Origin of the sequence: Nocardia sp. NPDC059764, from assembly GCF_042732555.1 — a bacterium.
In the GTDB taxonomy this organism is placed as follows: domain Bacteria; phylum Actinomycetota; class Actinomycetes; order Mycobacteriales; family Mycobacteriaceae; genus Nocardia.
In genome coordinates this window covers 1-23,778 of the sequence record NZ_JBHWHH010000047.1, presented here as the reverse complement: position 1 = coordinate 23,778, position 23,778 = coordinate 1, and the positions used below count along the sequence as shown (strand labels likewise).

Genomic DNA, 23,778 nt, shown 5'->3' with positions numbered 1-23,778 from the left:
CATCTGGTCTCAGGCTGCCCTCGAGACCGCCGCGGGCGGCACGGGACTCCTCCGGATTCCCTGAGACCGGCTGTCAGAACCAGGATTTGGCGCGCACCGCGTTGGCCAGGTCCACCAGCGCGTACCGGTGATTGCGTTCGGGCGCGGACCGGGCCAGCCCACGCAGCCCCGTCTCGATGCCGCGCCGCAGATCCCGCTCGGTGAACGGCGACCCGAACAGCGTGGAGCCGGCCGACTTCGGCTTGTTTCCCGCCTGCGCCCAGCCCAGCGCGATGCCCATCGACAGGATCCGCAGCTGTGCCGCGCGCCCCTCGCCCGGCGGCAGGTCCTGCACGCGCGCCGCCGCCACCCGGAGGGTCGACTCGTCCAGTTCCGCGGCCGGAGCGCAGGTCAGCAGCATGAGGATGGCCGTCATCCGGGCTTCCGCGTAATGCCGGGAGGCGGGCGGCACCTGGTCGAGGGCGTGCACCGCGGCGGTGATGTTCCCGGCCGCCGCGAGCTGCCGGGCCAGGCCGAACGCGGCGCTCACCACGCCCCGGTCGGTGCGCCACACGGTGGCGTAGTAGTTCTCGGCGAAGGAGCGCCATTCCTCGGGGTCCGGCGAATCCCAGTGCTGGAGGATGAGTTCCGCGGTGGCGGCGAGCGCCAGCTTGGGCGCGATCTCGCCGGGCAGCGCCTCCAGCACCGCGTCGAAGCGGGCGAAGGCGCGCTCGTACTCGAGTTCCAGCAGTTCGGTGAGCCCGAGATACCAGTCGATGCGCCAGTCCCAGGCGGGCGGCTCGGGTTCGTCGGTGAGCCGGGCCAGCAGCATGCGCGCGGCCGCGGGTTCGTTCAGGTCCAGGTGCGCGCGGGCCTCGGCGAGGGTGACCTCCAGTTCGAGGGTCTCGGGCGCGCCGCCGGGTTCGGCGGCCCCGCGCTGGCGGGCGTGCCGCAGCTCCTCGAGCGAGTGCCGGGGTTCGGGGTGGGCCGCGCCGGCCAGCAGCGGCGCGGACGGGTCGGCCGGATCGATGATGGGCACCGGCAGCGCGGCCACCACGTCACCGGGTTGCAGTAGGGTGTCGCGGCCGACGCCGTCGATGATGCCGTCGGTCTGGGCGATGAGTTCACCGGTGCCGAAGCTGGTGCGCGGCGGGCTGAACAGCGTCGACAGCTGCGGGTGCTCGTTGCCGGTCTCGGCGGCCAGGATCTCGCGCAGCACACCGGTGAGCTGGGCGGCCAGCACTCGCGCGGACGGGAAGCGGCGGTCCGGATCGGGGTCGGTGGCGCGCAGCAGCAGCCGGTAGAGGAACGGATGCTGGGCCAGCATCGGTTCGTCCTTGGGATCCGGGATGCCGTCGACGTACGCTCCGCGTTCCATCGGCAGGTGCAGGGTGAGCACGGCGAGCGCGCGGCCGACGGTGTAGATGTCGGAGGCCACGGTGGGGCCGGTGTGCGCGATCTCGGGGGCCTGGAATCCTCTGGTGCCGTACAGGTTTCCGTACGCCTCGAACTGGCTGACCGCGCCCAGGTCGATGAGCTCCACCCGGTCGGTGGTGATCATGATGTTGTCGGGCTTGAGGTCGTTGTAGGCCAGCCCCACCGAATGCAGATAGTCCAGGGCCGGAAGGATTTCCAGCAGGTAGGCGATGGCCACCGAGACGGGCATGCGGGCGGGCGCGTAGTGGTCGAGCAGGTGGCGCAGCGAATACCCGCCCACGTACTCCATCACGATGTAGCCGATCGGCGTCCCGTCCGGGCCCGGATGTTCCACGAAGTTGTGGATCTTCACGATGCTCGGGTGCACCACTTCGGCGAGGAACTGCCGTTCGGCCAGCGCGACCGCCTGCGCTTCGGCGTCACCGGCGTGCAACAGGCCCTTGAGCACCACCCAGCGGTCGCTGACATTGCGGTCGATGGCGAGGTAGATCCAGCCCAGGCCGCCGTGCGCGATGCAGCCCTGGATCTCGTACTGGCCCGCCACCCGGTCGCCGGGGTAGAGGGACGGCCGGAAATCGTAGGGGGCGCCGCAGGTTTGGCAGTCGCCCGCCGTGGTGGACGGCAGCGTCGGGGTGGCCCGGCCGACCGGTTTGCCGCAGCGCCAGCAGAAGCGGCGGCCCTCGGCGACCACGGGATCGTCGAGCACCGCCTGCTCCGGATCCACCGGCTCCACGGTCGGGATCGGCACCAGGCCCGCGCCGAGCCGCCGCACCACCGGGCGCGGGCGAGCCATGCGCGCGGTGCGCTGGGACGGGCGGGTGGGGGTGCGCGGTTCGCCCTCCGAGACCGGAACCTCGTCCGCCGGGGGAACTTCCGGTTCGTCCTCGATGCGCGGCGCGCGCTGGGTCAGCTCGGTGCGCGGGGTGGCCTGGGTCGCGTCGGGCTGCCGGGTGGTGACCTCGGTGCGGGCGGGCCAGTGCGGTCCGACGCTGGTGGCGTGGGTCGGGACGCCCTCGGCGTCGCCGCGGTCGGGGTGCTGCGGATCGGACGGAGTGCTCATCGTCAGTCCTGATACCTCGGGGGCGGCGGGATGGCGGCGTCGCCGAGTTCGGCGCTGAGCCAGCGGCGGTAGAGCCGGTTCCAGGTGCCGTCGGCGCGAATGCGTTCCAGGGTGCCGTTGACGAAGCGCACCAGATCGTCGGAGCCCTGCGAGATCCCGATCCCGTACTGCTCGGTGCTCAGGTTGGGCCCGACCACCTCGATGGCCGGATCCTGCTGGGCCAGCCCGGCCAGCACGGTGTCGTCGGTGCTGATCGCGTCGACCTGCCGCTGCTGCAGCACCACCAGGCAGTCGGCCCAGCTGGGGACGGTGAGGATGGAGACGGCGGGCTGGGTGCGCCGCACCAGGTCCAGGGAGGTGGTGCCGCTGACCACGCACAGCCGCTTCCCGGCCAGATCGGCGAGCCCGTTGATCCCGGAATTGCGCACCGCCAGCACGCGCTGATGCGCCTGCAGATAGGAGGTGGAGAACGTGACCCGTTGCCGCCGTGCGCAATTGATGGTCATCGTCTTGACCACGACGTCGACGGTGTGTTCCTGCAACGCCTTCTCGCGGTCGGCGGAGCCGAGGATCCGGTATTCGATGGCGCCCGGATCGCCGAGCAGGTCGCGGGCCAGTTCCCGGGCGATCTCCACGTCGAAGCCCGCCAGCGCCCCGGTGGTGGGGTCGCGGAAGCTGAACAGGTTGCTGCCCGGATCCAAGCCGACCAGCAGTCGGCCCCGGGCCCGGATGGCGTCGAGCGTGGGCCCGCTGCGCACGCCGGTGGGGCGCAGGCTGGCGGTGGGGTCGCCGCAGTCGGTCACCTCGGGCGGCGGGGTGGCCTGCGGCTGGGCCGCCACCGCACCGGAGGGTAGCGGCGGTTCGACGTAGCTGGGGACCCGGGTCGAGGGCGCGGGCGGGGGCGGGCTGTTGTCCCCGCAGGCGGCGGTGCAGGCCATGGCCGCGGTCAGGGCCGCCACGACCAGGGAACGGACCGGTCGGCTGGTCATCGGTACTCCCGCAGTCGCGGCCAGAGCCCGACGGCGATCAGCACGGCGGCGGCGGTGCTCAGCCCCAGCGCGCCGGGGCCGAGCAGATCCAGGGTGCGGGCGGCGTGGGATGTGTCGGCGCGCAACTGGTTCCGGGTGTCGGCGATGCCGTCGCCGAGCGCGCGGTCCAGGGCGTCGGTCTGGGCGGTGGCCTCGACCGCGCCCGGCCCGGTCGCGACCGCGGCCGCGCCGATGAAGTCGCCCTTCGAGAGGGCGTCGTTCATCCGTTGGTGGGCGGCCCGCCAGCGGTCCAGGGCGGCCGCCGCGGTCCTCACGTCACCACTGCCCGGCGCGTCGGATCGGTAGCCGGACAGGATGTTCCGCAGTTTCTCGATGGCCTGGTCGTAGGTGCGGTCGTAGTCGGCGCTGGTGTCGCGGCGCACCAGTTTCAGGGTTTCCGCGGTGCGGGCCTGCTGGGCGAGGATGCGGCTCTCGGTGAGCGCGGTCGTCGGCACGCTGCCCTTGTCGCGAGCGTGGGTGGTGTCGACGGCGGAGATGAAGCCCGCGATCACCGTCCAGGACAGCAGCACCACCATGGTCGCGGTGGCCAGCAGCAGTCCGAAGTTCAGCACCCGGTGCCAGCGCCGGAACAGGAACAGCTGGGCCGCGATCAGCGCCGCCACCGCCAGCAGCGGCAGCAGGATGGCGGGCCACGGCGGTCGCACGTGATTGCGCTGGGTCTCGGTGATGGCGGCGGCCCGGTGCTCCTGCAGTTCCTGCGCCATCGGCAGCACGGACTTCTGCATGAGGTTGGAGGCCTCGCTCAGATAGGCCGCGCCGACCGGCTGCCCACTGCGATTGTTGGCCCGCGCGGTCTCGACGATGCCGGTGTAGACCGGCAGTCCGGTCGCGATGCCGGTGCGCAGTTGGGCGTCGGTGTCGGCGTCGCCGCCGGTGGACTGCACCACCAGTTCGGCGGCGGCCTGGCCGACGGCCTGGTTGTAGCGGTCGCGGACCGGTTTCGTTTCCAGCCCACCGGAAATGAAGGCGGTGCCCGCGGAGGCGTCGGCCACCGACAGTGAGGTGTAGAGCCGCTGCGCCGAGTAGGCGTCGGGTTCGGACTGGTCGAGCAGGACGTCGAGCGCGTGTTGCCGATCGGTCACCGCGGTGGCGGTGACGATGCCCGCGGACAGGCACAGCGCGAGCAGAACCAGCCCGATCGCGATCAGCTTCGCGGGCGACGATTCGGCGAAGGCGCGCAGTTCAGTGGTAGCGAACCGTTCGCGCCACGCTGCCGCGGCGGCGCGCGGGGAAAGCTCGTCCAGCCGCAATTCCTCGGCTCGAGCCATCCTCACCTCCCACTGACCGAAATCGAACGACCGACTTGTTCCTGCCGGATGAGCTTATTGTGGATGTACCGCCGCCGTGACGCGGGAATCCCCGCGGTAGTTCTCGGCGCGGTCGGACGATGGGATTGCGAAGATGCGTGGTGACGGCGACGGGTGGGCGGAGAGCGCGGACGGCACCCGCCAATGGGGTCGTTTCGGGGCTGCTGGATTGTTGCTGCGTGCCCCGCTGGCCGATGGTGGTTCTGCAGTGCTGCTGCATCACCGGGCCGCCTGGACCCATCAGGGCGGTACCTGGGCGCTGCCCGGCGGCGCCCGCGACTCGCACGAGACCAGCGTCCACGCCGCGGTCCGCGAGGCCGAGGAGGAGGCGGGCATCGCGTCCGGCTCGATCCGGGTGCGCGGTTCCCGGGTGACGGCGACCGCGCCCAGCGGCTGGACCTACACCACGGTCATCGCCGACGCCGCCGACAGGCTGCGCACCCGCGGCAATCTGGAGAGCCAGGATCTGGTGTGGGTGCCCGAGGACGAGGTCGTGGACCGGCCCCTGCACCCCGGATTCGCCGCCGCCTGGCCCACCCTGCGCGCCACCCCCACCCGGGTCAGCCTGTCCGGGATCAGCGACAGCGGCGCGGTGGCGGCCGCGTTGCCGCGCACCCTGGATCTGGCCGAATTGGGTTTCCTGTGGCTGCGCTCCACCGGCGACGAGACCGGCCGCACCGCCCGGATCGGGGCCGCCGAACCCAGCCTGGAACAGACCGATTTGGCCGGAAATGTGTTGTTCCTCACTCTGGATCAGGTGTTGTCTTGAGGCGTGAGCGCGCGCGAGCTTCCCACGTACTGCCGGATCTGTGAGCCGCTCTGCGGCCTGATCGCCACCGTCGAGGACGGCAGGCTGGTGCGCTTGCGCGCCGATAAGGACCATCCGCTCTCCCGCGGCAACGCCTGCCCGAAGGGCATCGCCTTCGCCGAGATCCAGAACGACCCGGACCGGGTGCTGTATCCACTGCGGCGCACGGCCTCCGGCGAGTTCGAGCGGGTGTCCTGGGAGACCGCGCTCGACGAGATCGGCGAGCGGCTGCGCGCGCTGATCGGCGAGCACGGAATCGACAGTCTCGGCTGGTATTTCGGCAATCCGTCCACCTTCTCCTACTCGCACACATTGTGGATGGTGGGTTTCCAGCTGGCCGCCGGGCTGAAGCATGTGTATTCGGCGGGCTCGCAGGACATCAACAACCGCTTCGTGGCCAGCGAACTGCTCTACGGCTCGGCGACCTCGGTGCCGGTCCCCGATCTGGACCGCACCGACTTCCTGCTCATGCTGGGGGCGAATCCCCTTGTCTCGCACGGTAGTGCGATGAGCGTCCCGCGGGTCCGCGACAAGCTGACCGCGATCACCAAGCGCGGCGGCCGGGTGGTGGTGGTCGATCCGCGCAAGACCGAGACGGCGAAACTCTTCGAGCACGTCGGCATCCGGCCCGACGGGGATGCCTGGCTGCTGGCCGCGCTGCTCCAGGTGATCTTCGAGGAGGGCCTCCAGGACGAGCAGGCGCTCCGCCGTCAGGCCCGCGGCGTCCGCGAATTGCGCTCCGCCGTCAGCCGTTTCACCCCCGAGGCGACCGCCGGGATCACCGGCCTGGACCGCGACCTCGTCCGCACCCTGGCTCGTGATCTGGCCCGCGCCGACTCCGCCGCCGTCTACGGCCGCACCGGCACCTGCCTGGGCCGCCACGCCACCCTGGTGGCCTTCCTCATCGACGCGCTCGCGCTGGTCACCGGCAATCTCGACAAGCCGGGCGGCAGCGTCTTCGGCAAGGAGTTGGTGGCGGTCTCCGAACTGAGCGCCCGCCTGGGTTTCGCGGGCTACGGCCGCAACCACTCCCGGGTCGGCGGATTCCCCGACGTCCTGGGCACGTTCCCCGCCGCCATCATGGCCAAGGAGATCACCACCCCGGGCCCGGGCCGCCTGCGCGCCCTGTTCACCTCCGCGGGCAATCCGGTCTCCTCGGTTCCGAACGGCTGCGAACTCGCCGCCGCGCTCCCGGAACTGGACCTGTTCGTATCCATAGACCTCTATGTCAACGACACCAACCGGATCGCCGACTACATCCTCCCGGCGACCACGTTCCTCGAACGCGACGACATCCCGCTCCCGTTCACGGCGCTGTCCCCGACCCCGTACACCCAATACACCGAACGGGTCGTCGAACCGTACGGTGAGGCCCGCGAGGAATGGCAGATCATCGACGCCATCGCCACCCGAATCGGGGTGCAGCCCTTCGCCGTAGGCCCCGCCCGCCCGTTCGGCCGCGCGCTGAGTTCCCTGCGCCGCCGCGTCCCCGGGTTGGCGTCGGCCCGCCCGACCCCACCCCTCCTCGCCGATCTCGCCCTGCGTACCGGTCCCTACGGCGACCGCTTCGGCCTCCGCCGCGACGGCCTCAGCCTCCGCATGCTGCGCCGCCACCCCCACGGCGTAGTCCTGGCCGACAGCATCGCCACCGGCGTCCTGCGAAACATCGTGCGGCACACGGGTGGACGAGTCCGCCTGGACCCCGACGAGATCATCATCGAACTCCGCACCCTCACCGACCGCCCCGCCGACCCCACCTACCCCCTGCGCGTGATCGGCCTCCGCGAACTCAAGTCCCACAACTCCTGGATGCACAACGTCGAACCCCTCATGCGAGGGGACCGCGAACACGCCGCCCGCATCAACCCCAAAGACGCTGCGGTAGCCGGTATCTCGGACGGCGACCGCTGCAGGGTCACCTCCGCTCACGGTTCGATCGAGGTAACGGCCCGCCTCACCGAGGACCTGGCCATCGGCACGGTCGCCATTCCCCACGGCTGGGGCCACGCCGGCGGCTGGCACCGAGCCAACGCCGCCGGCGGCGCCAACGTGAACGACCTGATGTCAACCGATCTCGCCGACGTGGAACGCCTGGCCGGCATGGCCAACCTCAACGGCGTCCCGGTCCGCCTGGACCCGGTGAGCTGACCTCACAGCCCGGAGCAGCTGGAACCGGTCGAGTTCTGAGCGACCTGGACCCCGACCGGCGGGTTGGATCCGTCGCGGGTGAATGTGAGCGTCGAGGTGAGCCAGACCAGCCCGAGCTGGACGTTGTACCGGCCGCCGCCGCTCAGGGTGAAGTTGCCCAGGCTGCCCGGCACGTGCAGGCAGGATTCGGCGTAGACCACGACGAAGCTGCCGTCGGTCGGCACGAAGATGTTCTGGGCCTCACCCCACGCCTCGATCCGCAGGGCCTTGGCGCGCGTGGTGTGCTGACCGTCGGCGGGGTTGATCAGCCCGATGGCGGCGCCGGTCCCGTTCCACACCGTGATCATGACGACGGGCGTGGCGTCCGCCTGTGCCGGTTGCGCGTTCGCGGCTCCGAACGCGACCGCGATCAGCATGGCGACGGCGGCGAAGAGCCTGTTGAACCTCATGGTGCACTCCATGTTTCGAGTGCTCCGGCCGTGGTTCGCCGGAGTCACGCGGCAGACGGTAGCAGTCGATCGTCAATCTGAAACGCGAATGACTCTATTTTGGTAAAGCTGGAACAACTTGCGCCGCAGAGGATTCCGGTGCTGGTAGCTTCCCACCCCGAGACCCCGGCCACACCGGCCGGGCTCACCGTTGGAGAGCGCATTATGAAGATGTTCAAGCAGTTCCTCGCCGCCCTGTCCCTGGCCGCAGCCGCCGTGACCATGACAGCAGGTCCGGTACAAGCGACTCCGGACCTTCAGCCCGCCCAGGCGTCCCTGGTCTACGTCTGGATCCACAACAACACCGGCGCCGCCATCGGCATCATCAACCCCCAGGACTCCCATCACAACACCCGAGCCACCGCCCTCCCCATGGGCGCCTGGTCCAACCAGGCCATGTACGTCCTCTCCACCGGTTTCACCGTCATCTACGGCGAAACCTGCCTCGAGGTCCCCGGCAGCCTGCCCAAGACCACCAACTTCTACAGCACCCAATCCGACAACGGATTCACTCTGCGAAGCACCAATTACGATGTTGCCCTGGGCATCAAGAACAGCCTCGGCGGCGCCCTGATCATGACCCAGGAATACAGCAACCCCGAGAACAACGTCTACGTCAACCACGGCGTCTCCGGCGCCAGCTGCGCGGGCCTGTAACCCGCACCCTCCTGCTCCGCTATTCCCGTGCGGGGCAGGAGGATTCACGCGGCGGTCCCAGCGGCCTGACCATGTGATGCAGCGGATCGCGTGTCGACTGCGAGAACCCACGACGCTCGAGTGTTCGCGTTGTGGTCGCCGATGGGTGAATCGACCCTGGCGCGTCAGCCGGCACTGCCGCTGCCGATCTGTTTCGGTTCGCCGCTGCCGGTGGAGAGGAAGGTGGCGGAGAGCTGGGTGTCGCCCTGTTTGACGGTGACGCTGTGGACGCCGCCAGCGAAGAGGGGGACGCTGGCCCAGTAGTGCTTGCCGTCGATGGTGACCGGAGTGGCGGGGCTGCCCGGCATGAGTTTGCCGTTGTCGTAGAAGGACACGGGGGCGGTGCTGTCGACGTCCGCGGCGAGGTTGGATTGGGCGTCGCTGACCTGCTGGATCCAGATGCGGGTGACCGACGCCTGTGCGGGCGCGGCCGTGATGACACTGCCGACCGCGGTGGCGGTCAGCAGTAGCGCGCCGAATCCATTGCGTACCACAGAACTTGCGAGCATTGGCGACCTCCGAAGGATGCGGCGATCGGATTGATCACCATCGCAGCCGAACCTAGGTGATATCCGGATCTTTGAAATGCCGCCAGTTCCAATGGCACGACGGAAGCTCGCGCCGACCAACAGCACTCGAGATCGGTGCTATTGGTCGTTCTCCAGGATGCGCTGCTTGATCGCGCGGGCGGCGGCTCGAGGGTCGTCGGCGGCGGTGATGGCCCGGACGACGACGATTCGGGTGGCGCCGGCGGCGAGGACTTCGGGGAGGGTGTGCTCGTCGATGCCGCCGATGGCGAACCAGGGGCGGGTGGGGTGGGAGTCCGTGGTGGAGCGGACGAAGTCGAGGCCGGCGGGGGTGCGGCCGGGTTTGGTGGGGGTGGCGTAGACCGGGCCGGTGCAGAAGTAGTCGATGTGTTCGTCGATGGCGGCCAGACCGGCTTGGGCGCGGTTGTGAGTGGAGCGGCCCAGGACCACGTCGGGGCCCAGGATCTGGCGGGCGTACCAGGGCGGGAGGTCGCCCTGGCCGAGGTGGAGGACGTCGACGCCGGCGGCGAGGGCGATGTCGGCGCGGTCGTTGCAGGCGACCAGGGCGCCGTGGCGGCGGGCCACCGCCTTCAGTTCGGCGAGGGCGGCGAGTTCGGCCTTCGCCTCGAGCGGGCCGAACTGCTTCTCACCGGCGGAACCCTTGTCGCGGAGCTGGATGATGTCGACGCCGCCGGCGAGGGCCGCGTCGGCGAAGTCCGCCAGGTCGCCCCGGTCGCGGCGGGCGTCGGTGCACAGGTAGAGCCGCGCGGTGGCGAGGCGTTCCCGTGGGGTGGCGGGCCGGTTCGGGTGGGAGGGTTGCACAGGGGTGACGGTAGTCGCGCTACGGTTGTCGGGTCGAAACGACCCGAGGGAAAACGCCCGGTGTGGCGACTCGCGACATTTCCTCGCGGCCGATGTTTCGCATCGGATATATGCGGGTCCCCGGGAACGCGGGGACGAGTTAGGTGGATTCACATGCGGACTCTGGCCGTCGTCGGCGGCGGTGTGATCGGACTGTCGGTGGCCTGGCGGGCCGCCGGAGCGGGCTGGACCGTCACCCTCTTCGACCCGGCCTCGGGTACCGGATCCTCCTGGGTCGCGGGCGGGATGCTCGCGCCGCTGTCGGAGGGTTGGCCGGGGGAGGACGCGGCCCTCGCGTTCGGCGCCGCCTCGCTGGTCCGCTGGCCCGGGTTCGCGGGTGATCTGAAGGCCGTCACCGGGACCGATGTCTTCGTCGCCGACGCCACCCTCACCGTCGCCCTGGATGCCGCCGACGCCGCCGACCTGCGCACCATCGCCGACTGGGTGAACGCCCGCGGCCACGAGCTGAGCCTGCTGGATCGCGCGGGCGTCCGGGCGGCCGAGCCGAGCCTGGGGCGCGGCGTGCGCGCCGGACTGCTGGCCGCCGCCGAACCCGCCGTCGACAACCGGGCCCTGGTGAACGCGCTGAAATTCGCCTGCCTCGAGGCCGGGGTCGAGTTCCGCCGGGAGCGGATCGAGGACCTGGCGGCGCTGCCGCACGACCGCGTCGTGCTGTCCGCGGGCGCCGCCTCCGCGCAGCTGTGGCCGGGCCTGCCGGTGCGTCCGGTGAAGGGTGAGATCCTGCGCCTGCGCCGCCGCCCGAGCGCCCCCGTCCCGCCCAGCCGGGTGATCCGGGCCCGCGTGCACGGCCGCCCTATATATCTTGTGCCGAGGGCTGACGGGATCGTGCTGGGTGCAACACAATACGAAGTCGGGTTCGACAACGCCGTCACCGTCGCCGGTGTCCGGGACCTGATCACCGATGCCGAGGCCGTCCTGCCGGGCCTGGGCGAATACGAGTTCGCCGAGGCCGTCGCGGGTTCGCGTCCCGGCTCGCCGGACAATCTGCCGTTGATCGGATACCTCGACGACACGGTGATCGTGGCCGCGGGCCACGGCCGCAACGGCATCCTGGACACCCCGGTCACGGCGGACGCCGTACTGGCCCTGCTCGCCGACACCGAGCTGCCCGAGGCGCGAGCCGCGGACCCGCACCGTTTCATCTCAGGAGGAGTTCGATGACCGCAATTCCGGTCGGCGTCACCGTCAATGGTGAGGACCACGTGTTCCCGGAGGAGCTCACCGTCCGCGAGCTGCTGGGGCGCCTGAACCTGCCGTGTCAGGGCGTGGCGCTGGCGATCGACGGCGCGGTCTTCCCGAAGTCCCGCTGGGACGAGCCGGTGGGCCGCGGCTGGGAGATCGAGGTGCTGACGGCGGTGCAGGGTGGCTAGCGCGGTCGAGCCGCTGGTCATCGCGGGCCGCGAGTTCGGTTCGCGCCTGATCATGGGCACCGGCGGCGCGGAGAACCTGGCCGTGCTGGAGGAGGCGCTGCTGGCGTCGGGCACCGAGCTGACCACGGTCGCCATGCGCCGGGTGGACGCCGCCGGCGGCACCGGCGTGCTGGACCTGCTCAAGCGCCTGGAGATCGCCCCGCTGCCGAACACGGCGGGCTGTCGCACCGCCGCCGAGGCCGTGCTCACCGCGCAGCTGGGCCGCGAAGCTCTCGAAACCGATTGGGTGAAGCTGGAAGTCATCGCCGACGAGCGCACCCTGCTCCCGGATGCCATCGAATTGGTCTCCGCCGCAGAGCAATTGGTGGACGACGGCTTCACGGTGCTGCCCTACACCACCGACGACCCGGTGCTGGCCAAGCGCCTCGAGGAGGTCGGGTGCGCCGCGGTCATGCCGCTGGGTTCGCCGATCGGCACCGGACTGGGCATCGGCAATCCGCACAATATCGAGATGATCGTGGCCGCCGCGGGCGTCCCGGTGATCCTGGACGCGGGCATCGGCACCGCCAGCGATGCCGCCCTGGCGATGGAACTGGGCTGTTCGGCGGTCCTTTTGGCGACCGCGGTCACTCGCGCCCGTCAGCCCGCGGTGATGGCGGCGGCCATGGCTCGCGCGGTGGAGGGCGGCTGGCTGGCCCGCCAGGCGGGCCGCATCCCGAAACGCTTCTGGGCGCAGGCTTCCTCGCCCGGTTTCTGATTGCCCGGTCCGCGGTCTGAACCCGGAGCCGGGTCCGGGCCGTAATCATCCCCGAGGATGAGCGACGCGCGACCTTTTAGCGATAGTGCGCGCTCACTACATGGGGAAGACTGGGCAGCATGATCGAACTGAGAGGCCTGACCAAACATTACGGCCAGACCGTCGCGGTGTCGGATCTGTCGTTCACGGTCCGTCCGGGGCAGGTGACCGGCTTTCTCGGCCCGAACGGGGCGGGTAAGTCGACCACCATGCGCATGATCCTGGGGTTGGACACCCCGACCTCGGGGACCGCGCTCATCGACGGCAAGCCGTACCACGACCTGAAACGTCCCCTCGACACCGTCGGCGCGCTGCTGGACGCGAAGTGGGTGCACCCCAATCGTTCCGCGCGCTCGCATCTGCGCTGGCTGGCCGCGTCCAATGACATTCCGCAGTCCCGGGTGGAGGAGGTGCTGCGCCTGGTCGGCCTCAACGAGGTGGCCGGGAAGAGCGCGGGCGGCTTCTCGCTGGGCATGTCGCAGCGGCTGGGCCTGGCGGGCGCGCTGCTCGGCGACCCGCAGGTGCTGCTGTTCGACGAGCCGGTGAACGGACTGGACCCGGAGGGCATCCTCTGGATCCGCCGTTTCATGCAGCGGCTGGCGTCGGAGGGCCGCACCGTGCTGGTGTCGAGTCACCTGCTCTCCGAGATGGCGCAGACCGCTGAGCATCTCGTCGTGATCGGCCGCGGTCGGCTGATCTCCGACACCTCCACCAAGGATTTCATCGAGAAGGCGTCGGAACAGTCTGTGCGCGTGCGCAGTCCGCAGCTGGATCAGCTGCGCAGCCTGCTCACTTCGAACGGCATGACGGTGCGCGAGGACGGCGCGGAGGCCGACGGCCCGGCGCTGATGGTGGCGGGTGTGACCAGTGACGCGGTCGGAAAGCTGGCCGGGGCCAATGACATCACGCTCTACGAGCTGTCCCCGCAGCGCGCGTCGCTGGAGGAGGCGTTCATGCGCATGACCGGTGGTGCGGTGCAGTACCACGGCGAAGGCTTCGATCAGGTGATGGGAGGTGGCCTCTGATGGGAGTGCTCACCGCGGAACGAATCAAACTGACCTCGACCAAGTCGCCGGTGTGGTGCACGGTGCTGCTGGCGGTGTTCGCGCTGGGGATCGCCGCCCTGTTCAGCCTGGCGTTGAACGCGTCGTGGCGGGTGTTCCAGGACCAGCTGGCCGAGGGCAAGATGCATCCCTCGGACGCGCCGTACGCGGAGAACTCGATCGCGGGGCTGGGTATCACGGGTCTGGCGCAAGGTATGCCGGGCTTCGGCTACCTGATGGTGATGATCCTGGCGGCGTTGGCGGTCACCAGTGAGTACCGCTTCGGCACCATCAAGACGACCTTCCTGGCGACCCCGAGCCGGACCACCGTGCTGCTCACCAAAGCGGGCCTGATTGGTGTTGCTATGGGTTTGCTGAGTTTGGTGCTGACCTTCCTCGGCTTCTTCATCTTCAAGGCGATGGTCACCCACGACGCGGGCGCCCATCTCAGCCTCACCAGTGGTGACCTGCGGGTCTTCTACGCGGTCCCGATCTTCATCCTGCTCATCGTCTTCCTGGCGGTGGGCGTCGGCACCCTGGTCCGGCAGTCGGCGGGCGCGCTCTCGCTACTGATCGTGTGGCCGGTGATCCTGGAGCCGATGGTCGGCGCGTTCGGCAAGGTGGGCCGCGAAATCCAGGTGCTGCTGCCCTTCCAGAACGCGGGCCTGTTCCTCGGAACCGTGGACGAGAAATCCGAGTATTGGCATTGGGGTCCTTGGGGTGGTCTCATCTACTTTGCGGCCTTCGTCGCAGTCGTGTTCGGAGCCGCGCTCTTCGTGGTGAACAAACGCGATGCCTGACTCGTTTTACGAGTGATATAGACCCTGCCCGGGGAGCCGCCGGCCACTGCCCGGCACGGCGGCGCGCATCGGCCCGATACGGATTCCGTATCGGGCCGATGTTATTCGGCGGGGTGGTTCATACCGGGCCGAAAGTGTGGTCCAGCTAACGTTTGATTCGGGCCGTGGTGGTGTGGCGCGTTGCACTGGACGGTCGGTAGCATCGGTTCAGCAACCAAAACACTCAAACCTTCGGCGGGTCCAACGATGTGGCCGCTAGCACCGATCGGGAGGTGTCCGGTGGCAATCGTTAATCCATCCCATGACGGAGCGCTGGGATACGCTCTGGGCGTGAGCGAACGACCCTCCGACGGCGGAGACCGCGCCAAAGACGCGAACCGCACGGACGGACTGGGGACCGATCACAACCGCTCGCGTGACACGGGCGGGAACCGGGGGCGCGACCAACCGCGTATCGACCCGGATGTGGTCATCCCGCTGATCCCCGCAGAACTTTCCGAGGATCCGGAGGACCCGGACGAGCTCGATGGGCAGCCGCGCCGCCGCGGCCGCTTCCCGGGCCAGCTCTCGGCCCTCGTCAATGCCGCCAATCAGCGCGGCGACATCATCGGCGCCATCCGTAAGGCGCGCGAGAACCTGCCCGGTGACCCGGGTTTCGGCGATCCGCTCTCGGTCTCCGGGCCGGGCGGGGTGCGCGCGGTGGCCCGTGCGGCGGACAAGCTGGTCGGCGATTCGCCCAGTGCCGCACGCGAATTGGGGCTGGGCGCGCTGCAGGTGTGGCAGGCCATGCTGGAGCGGGTCGGCAAGGGCCGCGGCAGCGACGAGATCACCATCATGTTCACCGACCTGGTGGCCTTCTCCAGCTGGTCGCTGGCGGCGGGCGACGAGGTGACCCTGGACCTGCTGCGCCGGGTGGCCAAGGCCATCGAGCCGCCGATCGTGGATCGGGGCGGCCAGGTGGTCAAGCGCATGGGTGACGGTGTGATGGCCGTCTTCCCGTCCGCGGACCGGGCCGTCCGAGCCGCTATCGCCGCCAAGGAGAACCTGTCCGCGGTGTCGGTGGACGGCTACCGCCCGCAGATGCGCCTGGGCCTGCACACCGGCAGCCCCCGCGAGATCGGCGGCGACTGGCTCGGCATCGACGTGAACATCGCGGCTCGCGTCATGGAGGCGGGCGGCAACGGCAACACCATGCTCTCGGGTGCCACCCTGGACGCCCTGAAGTCGGAGACCCTGGAAGAACTCGGCCTGGGCGTGAAGCCCTACCGCCGCAGCTTCTTCGCAGCCCCGCTCAGCGGCGTCCCCGAAGACCTGCGCATCTTCCGCCTCGAAGCGGAATAGCTAGTTCGCCATCCACAGGATCGCGCCCACTGCTGCGAGCACGCCACAGACGGCGAGTGTCACGGCCAGTGGGCGTGAGGTCTTGAACAGCGAGTACGCGCCGCCGAAGAGGAATCCGGCGAGGGCGAGCAGGATGAGCGCGCTGACGTCTGTGGACACCCGTTCAGTCTGCCTGACGGTTGCTGCCACCCCGCTACCCGGCCCTGACCTGGTATTTCCGCAAATAACAAGCACGCGGGCTTGATTTTTTCTGTTCCTGATGTGACCCTGTAACCGACCGCAGCACCGAGGCTGCGCCGGCTTCGGGCGCACACAGGGAGGCCCTCCATGAGTCAGCTCGCCGACACTCCGGATCTCATCCGGATCGGCAACTGTTCCGGGTTCTACGGCGATCGCATGAGCGCCATGCGGGAGATGCTCGAGGGCGGTCAGCTCGACGTGCTCACCGGCGACTATCTGGCCGAGCTCACCATGCTCATCCTGGGTCGCGACCGCATGAAGGACGCGAACCTGGGCTACGCCAAAACCTTTGTGCGGCAACTGGAGGACAGCCTCGGGCTGGCCCTGGAGTCGGGCGTCAAGATCGTCGCCAACGCGGGCGGCCTCAACCCGGCGGGCCTGGCCCAGCGGGTGCGCGAGGTTGCCGAAAAGCTCGGTCTCGCACCGAAGGTCGCGTACGTGACCGGTGACGACCTGCTCGCCCGCGCCGGTGAACTGGGCCTGGGCGCGCCGTTGACCGCCAACGCCTACCTGGGCGCGTGGGGCATCGCCGAATGCCTGACCGCGGGCGCCGACATCGTGGTGACCGGCCGGGTCACCGACGCCTCCGTGGTGGTCGGCCCGGCGGCCGCGCACTTCGGCTGGGCCCGAACCGATTACGACGCCCTGGCGGGTGCGGTGGTGGCGGGGCACGTCATCGAGTGCAGCACCCAGGCCACCGGCGGCAATTTCGCCTTCTTCACCGAGATCGCGGATCTGGGCCGCCCCGGCTTCCCGATCGCCGAGGTGCGCCGCGACGGCAGCAGCGTCATCACCAAGCACGAGGGCACCGGCGGCGCGGTCACCGTGGACACGGTGAAGGCGCAGCTCATGTACGAGATCCAGAGCGCGCGCTACGCGGGCCCGGACGTCACCACCCGCCTGGACAGCATCCAGGTGAGCCAGGAGGCCCCGGATCGGGTGCTGATCAGCGGCGTGACCGGTGAGGCCCCGCCGCCGCGAACCAAGGTGTCCACCAACACCATCGGCGGCTTCCGCAACGAAATGCAGTTCATCCTCACCGGTTTGGACATCGAGGCCAAGGCCGCGCTGGCGCAGCGTCAGCTGGAGTCGTGGCTGACGGTGCGTCCCGCCGAACTGGACTGGACGCTGGCGCGGCTCGACCGCCCCGACGCCGACACCGAGGAGCAGGCCAGCGCGCTGCTGCGCTGCGTGGTCCGCGACCCCGACCCGAACAAGGTGGGGCGCGCGTTCTCCAGTGTCGCGGTGGAATTGGCGCTGGCCAGCTTCCCCGGCTTCTCGCTGACGGCCCCGCCCGGCAATGGCGGTCCGTACGGCGTGTTCACGCCGGGATACGTGGATTCCAAGGAGATCCCGCACACCGCCGTGCTGGCGGACGGCTCCGAGGTGGCGATCGCGCCCGCCGGAGAGACTCTGGAACTGGACGTGGTCGCGGAACCCGAACTGCCGCAGCCGCTTCCGTCCGGTGCCGCCACCCGCGCCCCACTGGGCACGATCGCCCTGGCTCGCAGTGGTGACAAGGGCGGCAACGCGAATATCGGCGTCTGGGTGCGCACCGACGAGCAGTGGCGCTGGCTGGTCCACACCCTGACCGTCGAGGAGCTGCGCCGCCTGCTGCCCGAGACCGCCGACCTGCCGGTCACCCGGCACGTGCTGCCGAACCTGCGGGCGCTGAACTTCATCGTCGAGGGCCTGCTCGGCGAGGGCGTGGCCTATCAGGCCCGCTTCGATCCTCAGGCCAAGGGGCTCGGGGAATGGCTGCGAGCCCGGCACGTCGAGATTCCCGTGGAGCTGCTGCCATGAGTTACGTGAGTCCCTGGAACACCCCGGAGCGTCGCGAATTGCGCGCCACCGTCCGTGGTTTCGCCGAGCGCGAGGTGCTGCCCTACCTGGACGGCTGGGAGCGCGACGGCGAGATCCCGCGGGAGCTGCACAAGAAGGCGGGCGCGCTGGGCCTGCTGGGCATCCAGTTCCCCGAGTCCGCGGGCGGTTCCGGTGGTGACGCCATCGACGCCGCCATCGTGGCCGAGGAGATGCATTACGCGGGTTGCTCGGGCGGCCTGTTCGCATCCCTGTTCACCTGCGGTATCGCGGTGCCGCACATCATCGCCTCCGGCAATGCCGAGCACATCGAGCGCTGGGTGAGGCCGACGCTGGCGGGGGAGAAGATCGGCTCGCTGGCCATCACCGAGCCGGGCGGCGGCTCCGATGTCGGGCATCTGCGCACCGCCGCGGTGCGCGACGGCGACGACTACATCGTGAACGGCTCCAAGACCTTCATCACCTCCGGTGTGCGCGCCGACTACGTGGTGACCGCGGTCCGCACCGGCGGTCCGGGCGCGGCGGGTGTGTCGCTGCTGGCGGTGGAGAAGGGCACGCCCGGTTTCACGGTCAGCCGCAAGCTGGAGAAGATGGGCTGGCTGGCCTCCGACACCGCCGAGCTCTCGTATGTCGACGTGCGGGTGCCGGCCTCGAACCTGGTGGGTCCGGAGAACAGCGGATTCGCCCAGATCGCACAGGCTTTCGTGAGCGAGCGGGTGGGTCTGGCCGTGCAGGCGTACGGTCACGCGCAGCGCTGCCTGGACCTGACCCTGCAGTGGACCCGGGACCGGGAGACCTTCGGCCGCCCGCTGATCAGCCGCCAGGCCGTGCAGAACACGCTGTCGGAGATGGCTCGTCGCATCGACGTGGCTCGGGTCTACACCCACGTGCTGGCCGAACGCGCCGCGCGGGGCGAGACGGATCTGATCGCCGAGGTCTGCTTCGCCAAGAACACCGCGGTGGAGACCGCCGAATGGGTTGCCCACCAGGCGGTTCAGCTGTTCGGCGGGCTCGGCTACATGCGCGAGTCCGAGGTCGAGCGGCACTACCGCGATGTCCGCATCCTCGGTATCGGTGGCGGCACCAATGAGATTCTGACCAGCCTCGCGGCCAAGCGATTGGGGTTCCAGTCTTGAGTATTCTGCGCAGTACCGTCGACCCGAATTCGGCGGACTATCAGGCCGCGTCCGAGGCGATGAGCGCCAAGCTCGCCGAGGTCGAGGTCGAGTACGCCAAGAACATCGCGGGCGGCGGCCCGGACAAGATGGCGCGGCATCGCAAGCGCGGCAAGCTGACCGCGCGCGAGCGCATCGAACTGCTCATCGACGAGGATTCGCCGTTCCTGGAGCTGGCCCCGCTGGCCGCCTGGGGCAGCGACTTCCATGTCGGCGCGAGCGTGATCGCGGGCATCGGCATCGTCGAGGGCGTCGAATGCATGATCGTCGCGCCCGACCCGACGGTGCGCGGCGGCACCTCGAATCCGTGGACGCTGCGCAAGACGCTGCGGATGAACGACATCGCGCTGGAGAACCGTCTGCCCTGCATCAGCCTGGTGGAATCAGGCGGCGCGGATCTGCCGACGCAGAAAGAGGTCTTCGTCCCGGGCGGACGCATGTTCCGCGACCTGACTCGGCTGTCCGCGGCCGGAATCCCGACTGTCGCACTGGTGTTCGGCAATTCGACGGCTGGTGGCGCGTACATCCCCGGCATGTCGGATTACACGGTCATGATCAAGGAGCGCTCCAAGGTGTTCCTGGGCGGTCCGCCGCTGGTGAAGATGGCCACCGGTGAGGAGTCCGACGACGAATCGCTGGGCGGTGCCGAAATGCACGCACGCGTCTCGGGTCTGGCGGACTACCTCGCCGTCGACGAGCAGGACGCGATCCGGCTGGGCCGCTCGATCGTCAAGCGCCTGAACTGGGAGAAGAAGGGGCCGACGGCCCGCCCGCTCACCGAGGTGATCGAGCCGCTGTACGACCAGGAGGAGTTGCTCGGCATCGTGCCGGGCGACCTCAAGATCCCGTTCGACCCGCGCGAGGTCATCGCCCGCGTGGTGGACGGCTCGGACTTCGACGAGTTCAAGCCGCTCTACGGTTCCAGCCTGGTGACCGGCTGGGCCGAACTGCACGGCTACCCGGTCGGCATTCTCGCCAACGCGCGTGGCGTGCTGTTCTCGGAGGAAGCGCAGAAGGCGACCCAGTTCATCCAGCTGGCCAACCAGTCGAACACGCCACTGCTGTTCCTGCACAACACCACCGGCTACATGGTCGGCAAGGAGTACGAGCAGAAGGGCATCATCAAGCACGGCGCGATGATGATCAATGCGGTCTCGAACTCCAAGGTCCCGCACATCTCGCTGCTCATGGGCGCGTCCTACGGCGCGGGCCACTACGGCATGTGCGGTCGCGCCTACGACCCGCGCTTCGTGTTCGCCTGGCCGAGCGCCAAATCCGCCGTCATGGGCGGTGCGCAGCTGGCGGGCGTCATCTCCATCGTGGGTCGCGCGGCCAATGAGGCGCGCGGCATCCCGTTCAACGAGGAGCAGGACGCCGGGCTGCGCGCCATGATCGAGGCGCAGATCGAGGCCGAATCGCTGCCCATGTTCATGTCGGGCCGCCTCTACGACGACGGCGTCATCGACCCCCGCGACACCCGCACGGTATTGGGAATGGCCTTGTCCGCCATTCACAATGCCCCGATCAAGGGCGCCGAGGGCTTCGGCGTCTTCCGGATGTGAGGCCGAAATGACTGTATCGCGAAGCGATTCCTACAGGGGTGGCGGCGGGGCGACGGGTGGACTCACCAACGTTCTGGTCGCTAACCGTGGCGAGATCGCGCGGCGCGTCTTCGCGACCTGCCGTCGCATGGGCATTTCGACGACCGCCGTCTACTCCGACGCCGACGCGAACTCGCCGCACGTCGCCGAGGCGGACGCGGCAATTCGCCTGCCCGGCAACACTCCTGGCGAGACCTACCTGCGCAGTGAGCTGATCATCGAGGCCGCGCTCGCCGCCGGCGCCGACGCCATCCACCCCGGCTACGGATTCCTCTCCGAGAACGCCGAATTCGCGAAGGCCGTGCAGGCGGCCGGGCTGACCTGGATCGGCCCGCCGGTCGCGGCCATCGAGCAGATGGGCTCCAAGGTCGAGTCCAAGAAGATGATGGACGCCGCCGGTGTCCCGGTGCTGAAGCAGCTGGACCCGGCCGAGGTCACCGCGGACATGCTGCCCGTGCTGATCAAGGCGTCCGCCGGTGGTGGCGGTCGCGGTATGCGCGTGGTGCGCGATGTAGCCGAGCTGAACGATCAGATCGAGGCCGCGCAGCGGGAAGCCCAGTCCGCCTTCGGTGATCCGACCGTCTTCTGTGAGCGCTACCTGGAGACCGGCCGTCACATCGAGGTGCAGGTCATGGCCGACACCCACGGCACCGTGTGGGCGGTCGGCGAGCGCGAGTGCTCGATCCAGCGCCGCCACCAGAAGGTCGTCGAAGAGGCCCCGTCCCCGCTGGTCGAGAGGATCGACGGGATGCGGGCGCGGCTGTTCGAGGCGGCCCGGCTGGCGTCGGAGGCCATCGGCTACGAGGGCGCGGGCACCGTGGAATTCCTCGCCGACGAGAAGGGCGACTTCTTCTTCCTGGAGATGAACACCCGTCTCCAGGTGGAGCATCCGGTCACCGAGCAGGTCACCGGCCTGGACCTGGTGCGCCTCCAGTTGCAGGTGGCCGCCGGTCGCCCGCTGCCCACGCGGCAGCCGGAGATGCGGGGCCACTCCATCGAGGTGCGGCTCTACGCCGAGGACCCGGCCCACGACTGGCAGCCGCAGTCCGGCCCGGTGCACCGCCTCGACATCCCCGGCACCCTGGGCGAATTCACCGTGCTGACCGAGCCGGGTGTGCGTCTGGACACCGGCATCGTGGACGGCTCGGTGGTGGGCGTGCATTACGACCCCATGCTGTCGAAGGTCATCTCCTTCGCCGAGACCCGTGACGAGGCCGCGCATCTGCTGGCTTCCGCCTTGCAGCGGGCCAAGATCCACGGCCTGGTCACCAACCGCGATCTGCTGGTGCGGGTGCTGCGGCATCCGGCGTTCCTGGCGGGTGACACCGACACCGCCTTCTTCGCCACCCACGATCTGGAGAAGCTGTCCGCGCCACTGGTTTCCGAGGCGGACGAGCAGCTGTCCGTCGTGGCCGCCGCGCTCGCCGACGCCGCCGTCAACCGGCGCGCGGCCCGGATCGGCGGCGGTCTGCCCAGCGGCTGGCGCAACCTGCCGTCGCAGGCGCAGTCCAAGTCCTACGAGTCCCGCCTGACCGGCCGCCACGACGTGCGCTACCGGATCGCCCGGTCCGGCCTGGAGGTCGAGGGCCACGAGGGTCTCGAATTGCTGGAGGCCACACCGGATCTGGTGATCCTCCAGGTGCCCGGTGAGCGGGGCCCGGTGCGCCGCCGCTTCGAGGTCGCCCGCTACGGCGATCTGGTGGCGGTGGATTCCCCGCTCGGCCCAGTGGCGGTGCGCCGCCTGCCGCGCTTCGAGGATCCGGCCGACCAGGTGGCCGAGGGCTCGCTGCTGGCCCCGATGCCCGGCGCGGTCATCCGCCTGGGCGCGGCCGCGGGTGACCGGGTCGAGAAGGGGCAGCCGATCCTCTGGCTGGAGGCCATGAAGATGGAGCACACCATCGCCGCCCCCGCCGCGGGCGTGCTCACCGAATTGAACGTTTCCGCCGGCCAGCAGGTCGAAGTCGGCACGGTGCTCGCCGTCGTCCACAGCGAAGATCAGGAGTAGGCAATGGGTTTCATCGAGACCGACGAACAGAAGGCGCTGCGGGAGGCGGTGGCCAAGCTGGCCGCCAAGTACAACTTCCGCGACTACGCCGGGCCCAAGGCCCGCAAGGGCGAGCCGTTCGACGAGCTGTGGGACGAGGCCGGCAAGCTCGGCTTCCTGGGTGTGAACCTGCCTGAGGAGTACGGCGGCGGTGGCGCGGGCATCTACGAACTCGCCCTCGTCCAGGAGGAATTGGCGGCGCAGGGCTGCGGCCTGCTGCTCATGGTGGTCTCGCCCGCCATCTGCGGCACCATCATCACCAAGTACGGCACCGAGGCGCAGAAGCAGGAGTGGCTGACCAAGCTGGCCGATGGTAGCGGCAAAATGGTCTTCGGCATCACCGAGCCGGACGCGGGCTCCAATTCGCACAAGATCACCACCACGGCCCGCCGCGACGGCGAGGACTGGATCCTCAACGGCCGCAAGATCTTCATCTCCGGCGTGGACCAGGCCGAGGCCGTGCTCATCGTGGCCCGCACCGAGAACGCCAAGACCGGCAATCTGCAGCCCGCCCTGTTCATCGTCCCCACCGACACCCCCGGCTTCGTGAAGACGAAGCAGGAGATGGACATCATCGAGCCGGACAATCAGTTCACCCTGTTCCTCGACGACGTCCGGCTCCCGGCGACCGCGCTGGTCGGCCAGGAGGACGCGGCCATCGCGCAGCTGTTCGCGGGCCTGAACCCGGAGCGCATCATGGGCGCTGCCATGGCGGTCGGCATGGGCCGCTACGCCATCGACCGGGCGGTCTCCTACGCCAAGGAGCGCGCGGTGTGGAAGGGCGTGCCGATCGGTGCGCACCAGGGCATCTCGCATCCGCTGGCCCAGGTCAAGATCGAGCTCGAGCTGGCCAAGGTGATGATGCAGAAGGCGGCGTTCCTCTATGACGCCGGTGACGACTTCGGCGCGGCCGAGGCCGCCAATATGGCGAAATACGCTGCGGCCGAGTCCAGTATCAAGGCGCTCGACCAGGCCATCCAGACCCACGGCGGGTCCGGCCTGACCTCCGATGTGGGCCTGGCGGGCATGCTGGCCGCCGCCCGCATCGCGCGGGTGGCTCCGGTCAGCCGCGAGATGATCCTCAACTTCGTGTCCCAGCACTCGCTGGGCCTGCCCCGGTCCTACTGACCGCGGTGACGAGTGGCGGTGTGCGCGCGGCCACCGCC

At 69.5% G+C, this 23,778-nt stretch carries 21 protein-coding genes; 14 read left to right on the top strand and 7 right to left on the bottom strand.

Annotation, left to right across the window (positions count from 1 at the left end; all coding sequences use genetic code 11):
* Positions 1-73 precede the first annotated feature (73 nt).
* Genes ACFV4K_RS13410 through ACFV4K_RS13400 form a run of 3 tightly spaced genes read right to left on the bottom strand, consistent with a single transcriptional unit; the run spans position 74 to position 4,793 of the window.
* Positions 74-2,476: a tetratricopeptide repeat protein gene (locus tag ACFV4K_RS13410; protein WP_379274692.1), complete on the bottom strand. Its 2,403-nt coding sequence runs from the start codon at positions 2,474-2,476 to the stop codon at positions 74-76.
* 2 nt (positions 2,477-2,478) lie between these two features.
* Positions 2,479-3,465, bottom strand: coding sequence for a transporter substrate-binding domain-containing protein (locus ACFV4K_RS13405; protein ID WP_379274690.1), 987 nt, complete (start codon positions 3,463-3,465; stop codon positions 2,479-2,481).
* Positions 3,462-4,793 carry a hypothetical protein gene (locus tag ACFV4K_RS13400; RefSeq protein ID WP_379274688.1) on the bottom strand — a complete coding sequence of 444 codons (1,332 nt, stop codon included), beginning with the start codon at positions 4,791-4,793 and terminating at the stop codon, positions 3,462-3,464. Before ACFV4K_RS13400 ends, ACFV4K_RS13405 begins: the two co-directional genes overlap by 4 nt.
* A gap of 133 nt (positions 4,794-4,926) precedes the next feature.
* On the opposite strand from ACFV4K_RS13400, the gene ACFV4K_RS13395 reads away from it, so the two are divergent.
* Together ACFV4K_RS13395 and ACFV4K_RS13390 are read left to right on the top strand one after the other, a co-directional pair.
* The gene (locus tag ACFV4K_RS13395) at positions 4,927-5,601 is read left to right on the top strand and encodes an NUDIX domain-containing protein (protein ID WP_379274686.1); all 675 of its coding nucleotides are present in this window, start codon (positions 4,927-4,929) and stop codon (positions 5,599-5,601) included.
* A gap of 3 nt (positions 5,602-5,604) precedes the next feature.
* Entirely contained in the window at positions 5,605-7,788 is a 2,184-nt protein-coding gene (locus ACFV4K_RS13390) for a molybdopterin-dependent oxidoreductase (RefSeq protein WP_379274685.1), read from the top strand.
* A 2-nt stretch (positions 7,789-7,790) separates the two neighbouring features.
* Here the strand turns inward: ACFV4K_RS13390 and ACFV4K_RS13385 are convergent, their stop codons facing one another.
* Positions 7,791-8,237 (bottom strand): hypothetical protein, encoded by a 447-nt coding sequence (locus ACFV4K_RS13385; protein ID WP_379274683.1) that lies wholly within the window; start codon positions 8,235-8,237, stop codon positions 7,791-7,793.
* A 138-nt stretch (positions 8,238-8,375) separates the two neighbouring features.
* Between ACFV4K_RS13385 and ACFV4K_RS13380 the strand changes: the two genes are divergently transcribed.
* Positions 8,376-8,933 (top strand): hypothetical protein, encoded by a 558-nt coding sequence (locus tag ACFV4K_RS13380; protein ID WP_379274682.1) that lies wholly within the window; start codon positions 8,376-8,378, stop codon positions 8,931-8,933.
* A gap of 164 nt (positions 8,934-9,097) precedes the next feature.
* On the opposite strand, the gene ACFV4K_RS13375 is transcribed toward ACFV4K_RS13380, so the two are convergent.
* Positions 9,098-9,481, bottom strand: a complete 384-nt coding sequence (locus ACFV4K_RS13375) for a hypothetical protein (RefSeq protein ID WP_379274680.1) — start codon at positions 9,479-9,481, stop codon at positions 9,098-9,100.
* Between the two features lie 138 nt (positions 9,482-9,619).
* On the bottom strand, positions 9,620-10,321 hold the full coding sequence (gene thiE / locus ACFV4K_RS13370; RefSeq protein ID WP_379274678.1) for a thiamine phosphate synthase: 702 nt from the start codon (positions 10,319-10,321) through the stop codon (positions 9,620-9,622).
* A gap of 153 nt (positions 10,322-10,474) precedes the next feature.
* Here thiE and thiO point away from each other — a divergent pair, with 153 nt between their 5' ends.
* From thiO to ACFV4K_RS13340, 6 genes are all read left to right on the top strand, one after another.
* Complete coding sequence (gene thiO, locus ACFV4K_RS13365; RefSeq protein WP_379274676.1) at positions 10,475-11,542, top strand: glycine oxidase ThiO; 1,068 nt, start codon at positions 10,475-10,477, stop codon at positions 11,540-11,542.
* Positions 11,539-11,751: a sulfur carrier protein ThiS gene (gene thiS / locus ACFV4K_RS13360; RefSeq protein WP_379274674.1), complete on the top strand. Its 213-nt coding sequence runs from the start codon at positions 11,539-11,541 to the stop codon at positions 11,749-11,751. Before thiO ends, thiS begins: the two co-directional genes overlap by 4 nt.
* The gene (locus ACFV4K_RS13355; protein WP_379274672.1) at positions 11,744-12,508 is read left to right on the top strand and encodes a thiazole synthase; all 765 of its coding nucleotides are present in this window, start codon (positions 11,744-11,746) and stop codon (positions 12,506-12,508) included. Before thiS ends, ACFV4K_RS13355 begins: the two co-directional genes overlap by 8 nt.
* A gap of 119 nt (positions 12,509-12,627) precedes the next feature.
* Positions 12,628-13,572, top strand: a complete 945-nt coding sequence (locus ACFV4K_RS13350; protein WP_379274670.1) for an ABC transporter ATP-binding protein — start codon at positions 12,628-12,630, stop codon at positions 13,570-13,572.
* Positions 13,572-14,390 carry an ABC transporter permease gene (locus ACFV4K_RS13345; protein ID WP_379274668.1) on the top strand — a complete coding sequence of 273 codons (819 nt, stop codon included), beginning with the start codon at positions 13,572-13,574 and terminating at the stop codon, positions 14,388-14,390. The genes ACFV4K_RS13350 and ACFV4K_RS13345 overlap by 1 nt, the downstream gene beginning before the upstream one ends.
* 453 nt (positions 14,391-14,843) lie before the next feature.
* Positions 14,844-15,731: an adenylate/guanylate cyclase domain-containing protein gene (locus tag ACFV4K_RS13340; RefSeq protein ID WP_379274726.1), complete on the top strand. Its 888-nt coding sequence runs from the start codon at positions 14,844-14,846 to the stop codon at positions 15,729-15,731.
* Here ACFV4K_RS13340 and ACFV4K_RS13335 read toward each other — a convergent pair whose 3' ends face one another.
* Complete coding sequence (locus ACFV4K_RS13335; RefSeq protein ID WP_379274666.1) at positions 15,732-15,890, bottom strand: hypothetical protein; 159 nt, start codon at positions 15,888-15,890, stop codon at positions 15,732-15,734.
* A gap of 168 nt (positions 15,891-16,058) precedes the next feature.
* On the opposite strand from ACFV4K_RS13335, the gene ACFV4K_RS13330 reads away from it, so the two are divergent.
* The 5 genes from ACFV4K_RS13330 to ACFV4K_RS13310 are packed head-to-tail and all read left to right on the top strand — an operon-like array spanning position 16,059 to position 23,740.
* Positions 16,059-17,774, top strand: a complete 1,716-nt coding sequence (locus ACFV4K_RS13330) for an acyclic terpene utilization AtuA family protein (RefSeq protein ID WP_379274664.1) — start codon at positions 16,059-16,061, stop codon at positions 17,772-17,774.
* Positions 17,775-17,779: 5 nt separating this feature from the next.
* Positions 17,780-18,928: an acyl-CoA dehydrogenase family protein gene (locus ACFV4K_RS13325; protein WP_379274724.1), complete on the top strand. Its 1,149-nt coding sequence runs from the start codon at positions 17,780-17,782 to the stop codon at positions 18,926-18,928.
* Positions 18,925-20,529, top strand: coding sequence for an acyl-CoA carboxylase subunit beta (locus ACFV4K_RS13320; RefSeq protein WP_379274662.1), 1,605 nt, complete (start codon positions 18,925-18,927; stop codon positions 20,527-20,529). Before ACFV4K_RS13325 ends, ACFV4K_RS13320 begins: the two co-directional genes overlap by 4 nt.
* 7 nt (positions 20,530-20,536) lie before the next feature.
* Positions 20,537-22,573, top strand: a complete 2,037-nt coding sequence (locus ACFV4K_RS13315) for an acetyl/propionyl/methylcrotonyl-CoA carboxylase subunit alpha (protein ID WP_379274660.1) — start codon at positions 20,537-20,539, stop codon at positions 22,571-22,573.
* Between the two features lie 3 nt (positions 22,574-22,576).
* The gene (locus ACFV4K_RS13310) at positions 22,577-23,740 is read left to right on the top strand and encodes an acyl-CoA dehydrogenase family protein (protein ID WP_379274658.1); all 1,164 of its coding nucleotides are present in this window, start codon (positions 22,577-22,579) and stop codon (positions 23,738-23,740) included.
* Positions 23,741-23,778 lie beyond the last annotated feature (38 nt).